Origin of the sequence: Streptomyces sp. NPDC048331, assembly GCF_043201215.1 — a bacterium.
Taxonomy (GTDB): domain Bacteria; phylum Actinomycetota; class Actinomycetes; order Streptomycetales; family Streptomycetaceae; genus Streptomyces.
In genome coordinates, this window is record NZ_JBICYT010000019.1 from 18,526 (window position 1) to 32,370 (window position 13,845).

The 13,845-nt window shown below is 70.6% G+C and carries 20 protein-coding genes; all 20 read left to right on the plus strand.

Annotation, left to right across the window (positions count from 1 at the left end):
• The first annotated feature begins 22 nt into the window (after positions 1-22).
• The 20 genes from ACGFYY_RS25310 to ACGFYY_RS25405 all read left to right on the plus strand — a co-directional run bounded on the left by ACGFYY_RS25310 (position 23) and on the right by ACGFYY_RS25405 (position 13,831).
• Complete coding sequence (locus ACGFYY_RS25310) at positions 23-1,315, plus strand: PBSX family phage terminase large subunit (RefSeq protein WP_393712645.1); 1,293 nt, start codon at positions 23-25, stop codon at positions 1,313-1,315.
• A complete protein-coding gene (locus ACGFYY_RS25315; RefSeq protein WP_393712647.1) occupies positions 1,315-1,527 on the plus strand; it encodes a hypothetical protein in 213 nt (70 codons plus the stop codon). The genes ACGFYY_RS25310 and ACGFYY_RS25315 overlap by 1 nt, the downstream gene beginning before the upstream one ends.
• A complete protein-coding gene (locus tag ACGFYY_RS25320; RefSeq protein ID WP_393712649.1) occupies positions 1,524-1,685 on the plus strand; it encodes a hypothetical protein in 162 nt (53 codons plus the stop codon). Before ACGFYY_RS25315 ends, ACGFYY_RS25320 begins: the two co-directional genes overlap by 4 nt.
• The gene (locus ACGFYY_RS25325) at positions 1,685-1,888 is read left to right on the plus strand and encodes a hypothetical protein (protein ID WP_393712651.1); all 204 of its coding nucleotides are present in this window, start codon (positions 1,685-1,687) and stop codon (positions 1,886-1,888) included. The genes ACGFYY_RS25320 and ACGFYY_RS25325 overlap by 1 nt, the downstream gene beginning before the upstream one ends.
• Positions 1,872-3,410 (plus strand): capsid protein, encoded by a 1,539-nt coding sequence (locus ACGFYY_RS25330; RefSeq protein ID WP_393712653.1) that lies wholly within the window; start codon positions 1,872-1,874, stop codon positions 3,408-3,410. The genes ACGFYY_RS25325 and ACGFYY_RS25330 overlap by 17 nt, the downstream gene beginning before the upstream one ends.
• The gene (locus ACGFYY_RS25335) at positions 3,391-4,491 is read left to right on the plus strand and encodes a phage minor capsid protein (RefSeq protein ID WP_393712655.1); all 1,101 of its coding nucleotides are present in this window, start codon (positions 3,391-3,393) and stop codon (positions 4,489-4,491) included. Before ACGFYY_RS25330 ends, ACGFYY_RS25335 begins: the two co-directional genes overlap by 20 nt.
• 55 nt (positions 4,492-4,546) lie before the next feature.
• Positions 4,547-5,278 (plus strand): hypothetical protein, encoded by a 732-nt coding sequence (locus ACGFYY_RS25340; protein WP_393712657.1) that lies wholly within the window; start codon positions 4,547-4,549, stop codon positions 5,276-5,278.
• Between the two features lie 17 nt (positions 5,279-5,295).
• Positions 5,296-6,360 (plus strand): major capsid protein, encoded by a 1,065-nt coding sequence (locus tag ACGFYY_RS25345; RefSeq protein WP_393712659.1) that lies wholly within the window; start codon positions 5,296-5,298, stop codon positions 6,358-6,360.
• A 3-nt stretch (positions 6,361-6,363) separates the two neighbouring features.
• Positions 6,364-6,705, plus strand: coding sequence for a hypothetical protein (locus tag ACGFYY_RS25350; RefSeq protein ID WP_393712661.1), 342 nt, complete (start codon positions 6,364-6,366; stop codon positions 6,703-6,705).
• Positions 6,702-7,289 (plus strand): hypothetical protein, encoded by a 588-nt coding sequence (locus ACGFYY_RS25355; protein WP_393712663.1) that lies wholly within the window; start codon positions 6,702-6,704, stop codon positions 7,287-7,289. Before ACGFYY_RS25350 ends, ACGFYY_RS25355 begins: the two co-directional genes overlap by 4 nt.
• A gap of 10 nt (positions 7,290-7,299) precedes the next feature.
• On the plus strand, positions 7,300-7,617 hold the full coding sequence (locus tag ACGFYY_RS25360) for a hypothetical protein (RefSeq protein WP_393712665.1): 318 nt from the start codon (positions 7,300-7,302) through the stop codon (positions 7,615-7,617).
• Positions 7,617-8,126: a hypothetical protein gene (locus ACGFYY_RS25365; RefSeq protein WP_393712667.1), complete on the plus strand. Its 510-nt coding sequence runs from the start codon at positions 7,617-7,619 to the stop codon at positions 8,124-8,126. Before ACGFYY_RS25360 ends, ACGFYY_RS25365 begins: the two co-directional genes overlap by 1 nt.
• Positions 8,127-8,136: 10 nt before the next feature.
• Positions 8,137-8,556, plus strand: a complete 420-nt coding sequence (locus ACGFYY_RS25370) for a hypothetical protein (protein WP_393712669.1) — start codon at positions 8,137-8,139, stop codon at positions 8,554-8,556.
• Positions 8,550-8,858, plus strand: a complete 309-nt coding sequence (locus ACGFYY_RS25375; protein WP_393712671.1) for a hypothetical protein — start codon at positions 8,550-8,552, stop codon at positions 8,856-8,858. The genes ACGFYY_RS25370 and ACGFYY_RS25375 overlap by 7 nt, the downstream gene beginning before the upstream one ends.
• A gap of 14 nt (positions 8,859-8,872) precedes the next feature.
• A complete protein-coding gene (locus ACGFYY_RS25380; RefSeq protein WP_393712673.1) occupies positions 8,873-9,208 on the plus strand; it encodes a hypothetical protein in 336 nt (111 codons plus the stop codon).
• Entirely contained in the window at positions 9,198-9,614 is a 417-nt protein-coding gene (locus ACGFYY_RS25385) for a minor capsid protein (protein ID WP_393712675.1), read from the plus strand. Before ACGFYY_RS25380 ends, ACGFYY_RS25385 begins: the two co-directional genes overlap by 11 nt.
• Before the next feature lie 75 nt (positions 9,615-9,689).
• Positions 9,690-10,166 (plus strand): phage tail tube protein, encoded by a 477-nt coding sequence (locus ACGFYY_RS25390; protein WP_393712677.1) that lies wholly within the window; start codon positions 9,690-9,692, stop codon positions 10,164-10,166.
• Positions 10,163-10,630: a hypothetical protein gene (locus ACGFYY_RS25395; protein WP_393712679.1), complete on the plus strand. Its 468-nt coding sequence runs from the start codon at positions 10,163-10,165 to the stop codon at positions 10,628-10,630. The genes ACGFYY_RS25390 and ACGFYY_RS25395 overlap by 4 nt, the downstream gene beginning before the upstream one ends.
• Entirely contained in the window at positions 10,627-10,767 is a 141-nt protein-coding gene (locus tag ACGFYY_RS25400) for a hypothetical protein (protein ID WP_393712681.1), read from the plus strand. The genes ACGFYY_RS25395 and ACGFYY_RS25400 overlap by 4 nt, the downstream gene beginning before the upstream one ends.
• Before the next feature lie 16 nt (positions 10,768-10,783).
• Complete coding sequence (locus tag ACGFYY_RS25405; RefSeq protein ID WP_393712684.1) at positions 10,784-13,831, plus strand: hypothetical protein; 3,048 nt, start codon at positions 10,784-10,786, stop codon at positions 13,829-13,831.
• The last annotated feature ends 14 nt before the right edge of the window (positions 13,832-13,845 follow it).

Below are 13,845 nucleotides of genomic sequence, written 5' to 3' on the forward strand. Positions count from 1 at the left end.
CCGACCGGGAAGGGGGCCCGCCGTGTACAAGGCCCTCGCCGGGAAGCAGCTCCGGAGTACACAACTCGCGACCGCGCGCGGGAACCTGTGGGAGGGCGCGGTCCGCTCCTCCAAGACGATCAGCTCGATCATGGTGTGGCTGCGATACGTCCGCACCGGCCCCGCCGGCCCGCTCCTCATGGTCGGGAAGACCGAGCGCACCCTGAAGCGCAACATCATCGACCCGATGATCGAGATGCTCGGCCCGAAACGCTGCATCTACAAGGCCGGCGCAGGCGAGCTGCTCCTCCTCGGGCGGACGATCTACACCGCGGGCGCCAACGACGAGAGATCCGCCGAGAAGATCAAGGGTTTGACCCTTGCCGGCGCATACCTCGACGAGGTCACGACGTTCCCGGAAACGTTCTTCTCGATGCTCGGCACCCGCCTGTCCATCGAGGGCGCGCAGTGGTTCGGCACCACCAACCCGGAGGGCCCGAACCACTGGCTGAAGAAGAAGTTCCTGGACCGGGCCCGCTTCCACCTCCGGCGCGACGGCTCGATCGCCGAATCGCGGGCCGACGACGCAATCGACCTGCACCGGTTCTCGTTCAGCCTCGACGACAACCCCTTCCTGCCCGCCAAGTACGTCACCGACCTCAAGATCGAGTACCAGGGGCTGTTCTACAAGCGGTACGTCCTCGGCGAGTGGTGCCTGGCCGAGGGCGTCGTCTACGACATGTGGGACGAGGCCCGCCATGTCGTCGACATCATCCCGGCCATCGACCGGTGGATGTGCGTCGGCATCGACTACGGCACGACCAACCCCCTCTCCGCGCTCCTCGTCGGCGTCGGCACCGACCGGCGCATGTACGTGGCCTCGGAGTACCGACACGACTCCCGCACCGCACGCCGGCAACTCACCGACGCCGAGTACAGCGAGGCGTTCCGGGACTGGCTTGGTACGTACGAGCACGGCGGCGGCCGTGGGGTGACCCCGCAGTGGGTGTTCGTCGACCCGTCCGCCGCGTCGTTCATGACGCAGCTGTGGGCCGACGGCGTGCCCGGGGTGGCGAAGGCTCAGAACGACGTGAAGGACGGCATTCGCTCCGTCGGGGTGGCGCTCGGCTCCAACGCACTGTCCGTGCACCGCTCATGCAAGGGCCTGCTGTCGGAGATCGGCTCGTACGCGTGGGACCCGAAGGCCGCTGAGAAGGGCGAGGACAAGCCGCTGAAGGTCAACGACCACTCGGTCGACGCCCTTCGGTACGCCCTGCACTCCACCGCGCACGAATGGCGGGGCCTGCTCCGCCCGAACCTGGAGGTGGCTGCCTGATGGCATTCGAGACCACCTACGAGGCGTTCCTCGCCCGGGCCACCGCACAGCGCGGCGCCGAGGAAGCGCAGGCGATATGCCTGCCGTACGCGCGCACCTTCGCGCGGAACGCAAGGGAGATGGCGGCCTCGGCCGCCCCAGACGACGCCGCGCAGTTGCTGCGCCTGGCTGCCCAGATGGACCCGGATTTGCGGCAGGAGGGAATCTCATGAGCCGACCGACCGCCGCGCAGGCCCTCGACAACGCCGCCCGCCTCCTCGAAGCGGCCGAGCTGGAGATGACGAACCTGCCGCTCATGGAGCGGTACGACGAACTCGCCATGTCCTGGCTGCACTATGCCGGCCTCGTCGTCGAGGTGGACCGGACCTGATGGCACTCATCGCGCGCTTCCCCGTCTTCCTCCGCATCGGCGACACCCCCGAGGCCTGGATCGGCGCCCTCGACTTCCCCCTGAGCAGCACCGGACGGGTCGCCGTCGACCGGAGCACCATCGCGGACATGCTCCGCGCGGCCGCCGACGCCATGGAACACCCTGCCCTGGCCGAGGAGGTCCCCGATGCCGCTCCCCGATAAGGGCACCCCGTGGCCGCCGATCGACCCGGCGGTGCGCTCCGACATGGAGGACTGGTCCGCCTGGTACTCCGCCAACCCCGACCGGCTGGCCTACCGCTACCTCAACCGGCATCGCGACGGCGGCCGCTTCGGCCAGCCGCAGAACAGGCCCTCCCAGTACCGCGGCGGCCTCGTCGGCGCAGTCTCCCGCATGTTCTGGGGCGAGCCGACCCCGCTCGGCGAGCCGCGTCGCAAGCTCCACATGCCCCTCGCACGCGACCTCGCCCGCACCTCAAGTGACCTCCTGTTCTCCGAACCTCCCAAGCTGATCGTCGAGCAGACGGCGGCCAGGGATCGGCTCGAAGATCTCATGGAGTCCGGCTTCCGCCGCACCCTCATTGCCCAGGGCGAGACCACCGCTGCACTCGGCGGCGCCTACTTGCGGGCCGTCTGGGACCGCGAGATCAGCGATCGCCCCTGGAGCAGCCTGGTGCGCGCCGACGGTGCCGCCCCGACCTTCGTCCACGGCCGGCTGCGGGCCGTCACCTTCTGGACCGTCCTCGACATCGACGGGCAGCGCGTCATCCGCCACCTGGAGCGGCACGAGCCCGGCAGGATTCTCCACGGCGTGTACGAAGGCACCGAGGACAACCTCGGTAAGCCGGTCGACCTGGGCGCGTTCGAGGAGACCCGGCGGCTGCTGCCCGTGCAGGAGCTGCCCATCGGGAACCGGCTGGCCACCTCGTACATCCCCAACACGATGACGGCCCCCGACTGGCACGACATCCCCAGCGCCGCAGGCCTCGGCACCAGCGACTTCCAGGGGTCGGAGACGATGCTCTCCGCGATCGACGAGACGTACACCAGCTGGATGCGCGATGTCCGTCTCGCCCGCTCCCGCATCCTGGTCCCGAATGGCTACCTCCAGTCGATGGGCCCGGGTCGGGGTGTGGCCTGGGAGGACCGCGAGGTCTTCGCCGAGATGAACATCCCGCCCACCTCGGACCATCAAATCACCCTGAACCAGTTCGAGATCCGGCACCTGTCCCACCGCGAGACGATCGCCGACCTGTTCGCCCGGGTGATCCACACCGCCGGGTACAGCAGCGGCACCATGGGCGAGGACGGCGGCGGCCCGGCCGTCACCGCGACAGAGATCAAGGCCCGCAACGCCCGCTCGATGTCCACGCGCGCCCGCAAAGCCGAACTTGAGGCCGTCGGGATCGCCGACCAGGCCGAGGTCATCCTCCTGCTGGAGGCCTCCGAGCTGTTCCCCGACCTGAACGGCATCCCGGTCGAGCGGCCACAGGTGCTGTTCGCCGACTCCGTCCAGGACGACATCAAGGTCCTGGCCGAGTCCGCCGAGCTGTTCCGTCGCGCGGAGGCCGCATCAACCGAGACGCTCGTCGCGCTCGTCAACCCGGACCGGGATGCCGACTGGCAGAAGGCAGAGGTGCGTCGGATCCTCGCCGAGTCCGGGCGCGCCGTGAACAACCCCGACGGCCTGCCCCCTGGAGGCGACGATGGCGGTCTCCCCGGGTGATGCCGAGCACCTCGCCGAACCCGTAGCCGCCGAGTTCGTCGCCGCGGAACAGACCGTCATCGAACAGCTGCGTGACCTCCTCACCCCCGGCCTCACCCGGCCGGGGTGGGCGCGGGCCCGCACCGGCGCCTCCGGGCTGCTCCGCCGCGCCCTGGAGCGGATCCTGCCCGGCCTCCGGGTCCGGACCGGGCAGGCGGCCGTCTCCGCGGTGCAGCGCGCCGCACTGCTCGGCGATCGGGCCGCCCGTAGCGAGCTCGCTCAGCACGAGCTGCCGCCCGGCCCGAACGACCTCGACAGCACGCCCACCCAGCGCCTGACCCGCGCCCTCACCGACGATTTCGAGCCCGTCTACGCCCGGATCCTGCGCCAGCCGCAGGACGTGTACCGGGACGTCATCGCCCGCGCGTCCGCCGGTGTCCTTGACGGGCAGATCACCCGCATCCGGGCCGCGCAACAGGCCCTCGACGCGTTCGCCGATCGCGGTATCACCGGTTTCGTGGACTCCCGCGGCCGGTCCTGGGAGCTCGCCGCCTACGTGTCGATGGCCGTACGCACCACCTGCGGGCGCGCTGCCGTGCAGGCCCACGTCGACCGCCTAGCGGCCGCCGGCCAGCAGTTCGTCTACGTGTCGGCGCCCGGCGGGTCCTGCCCACTGTGCGAGCCGTGGGAGGGGAAGATCCTCGCCATCTCCGGGCCGCCCGGCCGCCGGGACGTCGAGGTACCACACACCACCGGCCGCGGCGCCGTCACCGTGCACGTCGCCGGGTCCCTTATGGAGGCCAGGCAGGCCGGTTTCCAGCACGCCAACTGCCGCCACTCCGTGTCCCTCTACCTGCCCGGCGTGACGACCCCGCCCACCGCACCGGCCGACGCTCCTTCGTACAAGAGCAGCCAGGAGCAGCGACGCCTGGAACGGCAGATCCGCCGGTGGAAACGCCGCGAGGCTGCCGCGCTCGACGACGAGGCCCGCGCAACGGCACGCAGCCGGATCCGCGGCTATCAGGCGGCCCTACGCGACCTGACCCGCGAGACCGGGCTGCCGCGGAAACGCGCGCGCGAGCAAATCGACTACGCCCACTGACTTCCCGGCACCCGCCGCACGGCACCGCCGGATGATCCCGAAACGGGAGTCCACCATGCACACCCCTTTCCGACACCCCCTCGCCTCGCACTCCGCCGGCGCGATCCTCGGCCACCGCACGGACGGCCGACCGATCTACGTCATCGCGGGTGGCAGCAACGAGGGCGCCGCCGACGCCGGTGGCACCCCGCCCGCTGGTGACCCCGCAGCCCCCGCTCTTCCGGCCCCGCCTGCTCCTCCGGCCGCCCCCGCATCAAGTGGTGACGGAACGGACTGGAAGGCCGAGGCACGCAAGTGGGAGCAGCGCGCCAAGGAGAACAAGACGGCGGCCGAGCAGGGCAAAACCGCGGCCGAGGAGCTCGCCAAGCTGCGCGAGCAGTCCATGACCGACCAGGAGAAGGCGGTCGCCGCCGCGGAGAAGAAGGGCCGCGAAGCCGCCACGGCCGAACAGGTGCGAGCACTCGCCGAGCGCGACGCTCAGATCCGCAAGTTCACGATCAGGGACGCGATCCGCGAGCGGGCCGACAAGGCCGGCGCCAAGCCGGGCGCGCTCATCGACTCCGTCAGCTTCAACGAGACCATCGCCAGCCTCGACCCCGCCGACAAGGGGTTCAGGACCGCCCTCGACGACGCCATCAAGGCGGCCGTGAAGGACAACCCGGCGCTCGCCGGCACCCCCGTCGCCCCGGCCTCCGGAGGCGACCTGTCCGGCGGGACGCGCGAGGGCAACGCAAAGCCCCGCTCGGGGTCCCTGGCCGGCGCGATCCGCTCCCACTACCAGACCTGACACCCCAGGAGTAACCCATGCCCGTGACGCTCGCCCAGGCGCAGCTCAACACGCAGACCGACGTCGACTTTTCCGTCATCGACAACCTCCGCCGCAACAGCTGGCTGCTCGACAACATGGTGTGGGACGACACCGTGACCCCCGGTACCGGCGGCGGCTCGCTGACGTACGGCTACCGGCGGCTCCTGGCCGCGTCCGGCGCCGACTTCCGCCAGTACAACGACGAGTACGTGTCCTCGGAGGCGACCCGCGAGGAGAAGTCGGTCACGCTGAAGCCGCTCGGCGGCGCGTTCACGGTCGACCGCACCCTCGCCCGTCTCGGCCCGGCCGCGACCAACGAGATCATGTTCCAGATGTCGCAGAAGCTGACATCGGTGCGGACCCGCTTCAACCAGGAGATCGTCCAAGGTGACGTCGCGGTCGACGCGAAGGGCTTCGACGGCCTGAACAAGTCCCTGACCGGCCAGGCCACCGAGTACCTGCCCGTCAACGAGGGCGTGTCCGCCGGCTACATCAACTGGTCGACGTCGGCGATCACCACCGAGGACCTCGCCATGTCGGCGTTCGACGCCCTCGACGACTTCCTCGCCCGGATCGTCCCGTCCCAGACAGGGTCCGGCGACAGCGGCGCCACTGGCGCTCTGCCGCCCGGTGTAAAGGCGATCCTCGGCAACACCAAGTCCATCAGCCGCATCAAGTCCCTGGCCCGCCGCGCCGCCCAGTTCACCTCGGTGCGCGACGACCTCGGCCGGACCATCGACATGTACGGCCCGTGGGTCCTCGTCGACCTCGGTGACCGGGTCGACGGCTCCGCGCCGATCATCCCGATCGAGACCCGCGACGCCGACGGTGCGGGCGGCGGCGGCAACATCACCGGCCTCACCGACCTGTACGCGGTGTCGTTCGGGCTGGATGCCTTCCACGGCGCGTCCGCCGCGAACTCCCCGCTCGTCACGACCTACCTGCCGGACTTCAACCAGTCGGGCGCCGTCAAGTCCGGCGAGGTCGAGATGGGTCCGATCGCTGCCGTGCTCCGCAACACCAAGTCGTGTGGCGTCCTGCGGAACATCAAGGTGGTGTGAGCCATGCGCTACGAGATCACCGCCCCGGTCTCCGGGTTCACCGGCGACTCCGCCGGGGCCTCCTTCGAACAGGGCACCGCGCACGTCGGCGATGACACGCCCGCCGGCCGGGCGCGGCTCGCCTACTTCCGTTCCAGCGGCTACGGCGTCCGCGCCCTCGACGTTCCGGCGACGGACGAGCCCGACGAGGGCGACGTCCCGTTCGACCCCGCACAGCACAACGTGGACGAGGTCGTCGAGTACCTCGACTCCGTGGTCGACGACGAGGAGGAGACCATGCGGGTCCTCCTCTCCGAGGCCGAAGGCAAGAACCGCAAGACCATCACCGAGAGGAGCGCGTCATGACGCAGCTCGGCGGCTACACCCGCAACGTGCGCGACGCACTCGCGCACCTCAACCTGTCCGACCCGGCCAGCCCGGACACCTTCTTCCGCCGGAACCTTCCGCGGACCGGCCTGTACGACTCCGCCAGTGACACCGGGCAGGCGGCGCTGACCACTCAGGTCATGACGTCCGTGCCGATCCACCTGCGCGCCGGCGACGTCGTCACGAACATCAGCTTCCGGTCCGGTGCGACCGCGGCGGACACCCCCACCAACTGGTGGTTCGCCCTGTACTCCGACGCCGCCACCCCGGCGCTGCTCGCGCAGACCGCCGACCAGACATCCACCGCCTGGGCGGCGAACACCACCATGACGAAGGCCCTCTCGGCGGCGTACACGGTGCCGAAGACCGGCATCTACTACGTCGGGATCATGGTCAAGGCGACCGCTGTCCCGACGCTGCTCGGGACGATCGCAGCTCCGGTCATCGCGACCGGTGAGCGGGCCCTGTCGCAGTCGTCCGGGTCGTCCCTGACCACGACGGCCCCGGCCACGATCGCGTCGCCCACGGCCAAGCAGTTCGTGCCGTACGTCGAAATCACGTGAGGCCGCCGCCATGAGCGCCGAAGAGCAGACCGCCCCGCCCCCGGCGCCCCCGGTCCGGTACGCGATCACCGCGCCCGGACCGGTGTCCGGCGGCGTCCACGGCGTCGGCTTCGCCAACGGGCACGCGGTCATCACCGACGCCGGCGCGCACGCGCGGGCGCTGGACTGGTTCCGGTCCGCGCCGGGCTACACCGTCGAGGAGATCGACCCGCCCCAGGCCGAGGAGCCGCCGCCCGCGGCCCTCGAACCGGCCCCGGAGCCGGACCCCGCACCCACCGAGCCGGAGCCCGACGAGGCGCCGGCCGTACGTAGGAAGGGCCGCAGCTGATGCCCCTCATCACCGACGTGGGGATCACCGTCTCCGCGACCAACACGAAGTCGAACGACTTCACGACCAGTTCCGATCCGCTGGTCCGCCGGTATGCCGCGCACCTCGAATCGGGGGCCGGTGCTGGTAAGGCGGATCGGATCTTCGCCGATCAGCGGACCCTCGCGGCTTCAGCGACCGAGACGCTCGACCTCGCCGGGGCGCTCACGGACAACCTGGGCACGGCCACGGTGTTCGCCCGAGTGAAGTTCATCCTGGTGGCGGCCATCTCCACCAACGTCAACAACGTGGTCGTCGGCGCGAACGGCTCGAACGATTTCGTCGGGCTGCTCAACGCGGCGGGCACGATCACGCTCCGGCCCGGGGCTTGGTTCGCCTCGGCGTCCGGCTCTGCGGATGCGACCGGCATGGCCGTGACCGCAGCGACCGGGGACCTTCTGAAGATCGCCAACTCGTCGTCCGGCAGCTCGGTCGTCTACGACATCATCGTCATCGGCAACAGCACCTGAGGGGGCCACCATGCTCCCCCGGGTGTACGCCACCGCCGAGCAGTACGAGACCCACACCGGAGCCGCGGCCCCCGCAGACATCGATACCCGTCTCGTCCGTGCCAGCACGTTCCTTGACGCGCAGGTCCTGCGCGGCTGCTGGTACGCGGTCGACAGCAACGGATACCCCACCGACGTCGTAGTCGCTGCCGCGCTCGCCTCGGCTACGTGCGCGCAGGCAGAGTGGGGATTCGAGGTCGGCGACACGACCGGCGCGTTCATGGCCGGGCTCGGCAACGCCTCGATCGGCTCTGTAAGCCTGGGTCGGTCGGTCACAGCCGTCTCAGGCGCCGATGCCCCCGGCCGGCAGGTAGCGCCCGCCGTCTGGGACGCCCTCGGCAGCCCGGACCTCACACCGGACCGGTTCCAGAGGGGGGTGGTGACGTGGTGATCCCGGGCTGGATGCTGCCGCACACGGTCAGCATTGAGGCGTACCTCGGCGACGGCCCCTACGGCCCGCACTACGCTGCGCCCGTCTCCGCGCGGGCCTACGTCGAGGACACCGTGGAGACCGTCCGCGACGAGCGGGGCGAGGAGGTCGTCTCCAGTACCCGGGTGTGGCTGCACCCCTCGCAGGAGTGCGCGCCGGAGTCCCGGATGATCACCCCGTCCGGGAGGGTCCAGTCCGTCGTCACCAGTAGCCTCCTGGTCTTTCCCGGGACGCCGTCGCATCGGGAGGTGAGACTCCGGTGAGGCAGCGCACCAGCATGTCTTGGGAGGGCCGCCGGCTGTGGGGCCAGCGCGGCCAGCGTCTCGCGGAGGACGGCCTGCAGCGGGCGCTGGAGCATCTGCTGGCCGAGTCACGGAAGATCGTGCCGCTCGACGAGGGAACCCTGGAGCGCTCATCCCGGGTCATCCGTAACGGACTAGAGGGGGCGGTCGTCTACGACACGGTGTATGCCAAGCGTCAGCACGAGGAGCTGACGTGGAAGCACCTGCCGGGCCGGAAGGCGAAGTACTTGGAGGGCCCGCTCAACAGCGAACGCGCGGTAATGCTGGAGCTGATGGCCGTCCCGCTGAGGATGTGGCTGCGTGGACGATGAGTCCGACCTCCTGACCGGCTTGTCCCTGTACCTGCACGGCCTGGGCCTGGTCGACTACCGGGCCGGCGGCACGGGCGGCGACTGCTTCCAGGAGGCCATGCCCTCCACCCCGGACGTCTGCGTCGTCCTGACCGGCTACGGCGGCCCCGAGGCCGACTCCCGGCTCCCGTACGCCGAGCCGAGCGTACAGATCCGCGTCCGCGGCACGACCGACCCGCGAGTCTCCCGCCGGCGGGCCCACGCCATCCGCACCGCGCTGCACGGTCTGGGCCCGATCGTGCTGCCGGACGGCACCAACATGATCTCCTGCATCGCCATCCAGGCGGCGCCCGAGTCCCTCGGCGTGGACGGCAACCGCCGTCACGAGCACGTCTGCAATTTCCGCACCGAGATCCGCACCGTGTAGCGGCTCACCAATCCCTGTTCTTCCAGCCCGTACGGCTCCCGCCGGCGGGCTCTTCGCCATGCATGGAGGTGCGCCATGACGGCGCAGAAATTCAACGCGCGCGACGTGGAATTCCAGATCGAGGATTTCCTCAACCCCGGCACCTGGGTATCGATCGCCCCTGGGTCGGGCGGGACCGAGGGCGGCGTGAACACGTTCTCCCGGTCGCGCGAGTACGAGACCACCGACACGACCACGTTCGGATCCGACGGCCAGGCCGAGAGCCAGATCATGCAGCTCGGCAAGGTCATGAAGCTCGAAGGGTTCCTCCTGAAGGACCCCGCGACCGGCGCCCTGGACTCCGGGCAGGCCCTGATCGAGGCGCAGACCGAACGCCTCGGCACCGACAGCCTGTGCGGGTTCCGGTTCTGGATGCCCGGAGACGCCAACTGGGAAGTCTGGCCGAAGGCGCACTTCCAAGTCGGCGACACCGGCGGCGGCAACAACGACAAGGTCGGCTGGTCCGTCACCGTCACCCGGTCCGGCGCGTCGACCACGGCGGCCAAGGTATGACCGCCCGCAAGGCGGCCTCGGAGGACGAGAGCTTCGACGCGTTCTGGGCGTCGGTGGCCCGCCCGACGACCACGATCATTCGTGGCGTCACGGTCGCCGTCCCCCGAGACATGCCGATGCTCGTAGAGCAACGTGTGGAGGAACTCCAGGACTCCAGCAGCATCGAGGACATCGCCGAGCTGGTCGGCATGATCTTCGGCGAGAACTGCCTGGAGAAGTGGCGCGATGCGGGAATGGGCCTGCTCGAATTCCAGGTGATCCTCGCCTGGGGGATGGCTAATGCGCGCGGCCGGAAGACCTCCTTCCAGGAGGCTCACGAGATGGTTCTTGAGCAGGCTGCGGAGGGAAAAGCGCCCGCTCCGAACCGAGCCGAACGGCGGTCGCGATCCGCCGCTACTGGTGGGCCCTCGAAGCGGACTTCCAGCGGGAGTACGGGCTCGGTCCGCAAAACATCGCGCAGATGACCCGTCGCCGTTTCTACGTCCTCGTCTCCGGCCTGTCTGCGGAGTCGATGTGGCGGCGCATGGCCGGTGACGAGATCGCCGTCGAGGACGACCCCGAGAAGATCCGCCTCGCCCTCCACGGGGGCCTTCCGACTTGACCCCTGGAGGTGACCCGTGGCGATCACCGTGGGGGAGCTCGTCGCCCGGATCGACGGCGACGACACCGGCATCCGGCGGACCCTGACCGCGTCCGAGGCCCGCATGCGCGGGTTCCAGCAGGACACGGAAGGTCGCCTGCGAACGCTCGACGGGCGGTTCGCGTCCGTCGGTCGCGTCAACGGCCTGGTGCGCGCCTTCGAGGAAGCGCAGACAGTCACGGCCCGGTACACCACGGACGCCAACGGCCGGCTGCGGGACCTCGACGGCCGGTTCGTGTCGGCCGGGGCCCAGGCTGCGGCCGGTTTCGGCCGTGCGGACCGGAGCGGGCAGCGTTTCGCCGGAGTCCTCGGCCGGATCGGGTCGGCGGCCGGGGCCCTGGGTCCGATCGCTGCGCGGATCGGGACGATCGGGGCCGGTCTCGGCGCTGCGGCGCCGATGGCGGCCGGGCTGGTCGCGACGCTCCAGAACATCGCACCGGCGGCCGGGCTGGCGGCGACCGCGGTGTTCATGCTGGGGCAGGCCGTCGCGGTCGTGAAGTTGGGTACGAGCGGGATCGGTGACGCTCTCACCGCGTCCACGAAGTCGGCGGCGGCGGCCGCGGCGGGCGCGAAAGCCCAGGCCAGCGCCCAGCAGTCCTTGCGGGATGCGGTGCAGTCCGCGGCTCGCGCGAACGAGCAGGCCGTGCGCCGGGTGCAGGACGCCGAGCGGGGCCTGACGGACGCGCAGCGCGAGGCGCGGGCCGCGCAGCTCGCCCTCAACGATGCCCGGCTTGAGGGCGCCCGGGATCTCGAAGACCTCAACGACCGGTTGGCCAGTGCTGAGCTGGACCAGCGGGACGCGGTCATGCAGGTTGCTGACGCCCAGGCCGAACTCACCAAGGCCCGCGCGGAGGGCGGCTTCCAGGACATCGAGCGGGCTCAACTGGCTTACGACCGCGCGGTGCAGCGGCTGAAGGAGCAGCGCACCGAGACGTCGCGGCTCCGCGAGGAGACCGCGAAGGCCAACGCCGCCGGGGTCGAGGGAACGGATGCGGTCCGGCAGGCGCACGAGCGGATCGCGGACACGCAGCGGACCCTCGCCGACCGCGAGCGGGACGTCGCCGACGCCCGCCAGGAGGCCGCCCGTACGGCGGCGGACGGCATCGAGCAGGTGCGCCGCGCCCAGCAGGCCCTCACCGAGGCCGGATCGAGCGGCGGCGCCGACCCGTTCGCGGAGGCCATGGGCAAGCTCGCGCCGGCCGCGCGCGCGTTCGTGCAGGCCCTACTCGCACTGAAGCCAGCGTGGACCGCGCTGCGGCTGGACGTGCAGCAGACCCTCATGCGAGGCCTGGCCGGTGAGCTGACCCGCACCGCAGGATCGGTGCTGCCGGTACTGCGGGCCGGGCTGGTCGACTCCGCCGGGGCGATGAACCTGATGGGTCGCGGGGTGCTGGCGGCCGCGCGGGATCTGGCGCAGTCCGGGACGCTCGGGCAGGCGATGGCGTCGGCGTCACAGGGCCTGCGCAATCTGTCCCGGGCGCCGGGGCAGGTCGTGACGGGGCTGGGGCAGGTTGCTGCGGCGGCTGGCCCGGCTTTCGAGCGGCTGACGGCGGCTGCGGGCAAGGGCCTTGACGGGCTGGCCGCGAAGATGGCCGCCGCGTTCGAGTCCGGCCGCATGCAGACTGCGATCGATCAGGCCATCGGCCTGGTCGGCCAACTGTTCGACGTCTTCGCGAACGTCGGGGAGATCTTCGCGAACATCCTCGGCCCGATGGAGAGCAGCGGCGGCGGCTTCATCGGGGTCCTCCAGGACATCACGCAGGCCATGGCGGACGCCTTCGGCTCGCCCGAGGTGCAGGCGGGCCTGAAGTCGATCTACGAGGTGATGTCGGCGGTCGGCAAGACGGCCGCTCCGATCCTCGTCGACGCGCTGAAGATCATTGCAAGCGTGTTCGCCGAACTCGGCGAACCCGTCAAGGTGCTGGTGGCCGCACTGGGTGCCGCGCTCCGCCCTGTTATCCAGGCCTTGGGCCCGGTGCTGGTGGCCGCGGCCACCGCGGTCGGCCAGCTCGTGATCGCCCTGTCCCCGCTGCTGCCGGTGATCGGGGCCCTGATCGCACAGCTTCTGCCCGTCCTCACCCCGCTCCTGACCGCGCTCGGCCAGTGCTTCCAGGACCTGGCGCCGCTAGTGATGCAGGTCGCCGCCATCCTGATGGCGGTCCTGACTCCGGTCCTGGCCAAGCTGCCCGGCCTGGTCTCTCTGATCGCGGAGGGCCTCGCCAAGCAGTTCGCGGTGGCGGTGCAGCTGGCCGGCGAGCTGCTGACGGAGCTGGCCCCGAGCCTGGCCGACATCGGCATGATCTGCGGCGAGCTGCTCGTCGCGCTGGCCCCGCTGATCTCGGTCCTGGCGCAGCTCGCGTCGCAACTCCTGGTCGGGCTGATGCCGGTGATCCGGCCGCTGATCGGCATCGTCGGTCAGCTCGCGGCGATCTTCGCCGACAGGCTGGCCACGACCATCCGCACCGTCGTCATCCCCGTCATCCAGTTCCTCGTCGCCCTACTGCGGGGCGACCTGACCTCCGCCGGAAATGCCGCCAGGCAGTTCCTGAGCGGCCTGGGCCAGATGGTGATCGGCTCGATCGGCGACCTCGGCAACGTGCTGTGGTATGCCGGACGGCAGATCCTCGGCGGCCTGATCAACGGCCTGCGGTCCATGGTCCCCAGCCTGCGGGAGCACCTGGGGTGGATCACCTCGATGCTGCCGGACTGGAAGGGCCCGGCCGAGACCGACGCCAGGATCCTCACGCCCGCCGGCCGCAGCCTGATCGACGGTTTCCGGCGTGGCATCAGCGCCGCGACGCCGGGGCTGCGCGACCAACTCGGCGGACTCACGGGCGATCTGCCCGGCATGGTCCTGCCCGTCACCCCCGCCCTCGGCGGAGCGGCAGGCGGCGGCCCGGGCGCCGGGCAGCCGGTGCAGGTCGTCGTCACGTTCCAGGGCGGTATCGCCCCGATGCTCAACACCCTCCAGAGGGAGATCAAAGCCTTGGGCGGCAACGTCCAGGCCGTACTCGGCAGCAACTAGCGGAAGGAGGGCAG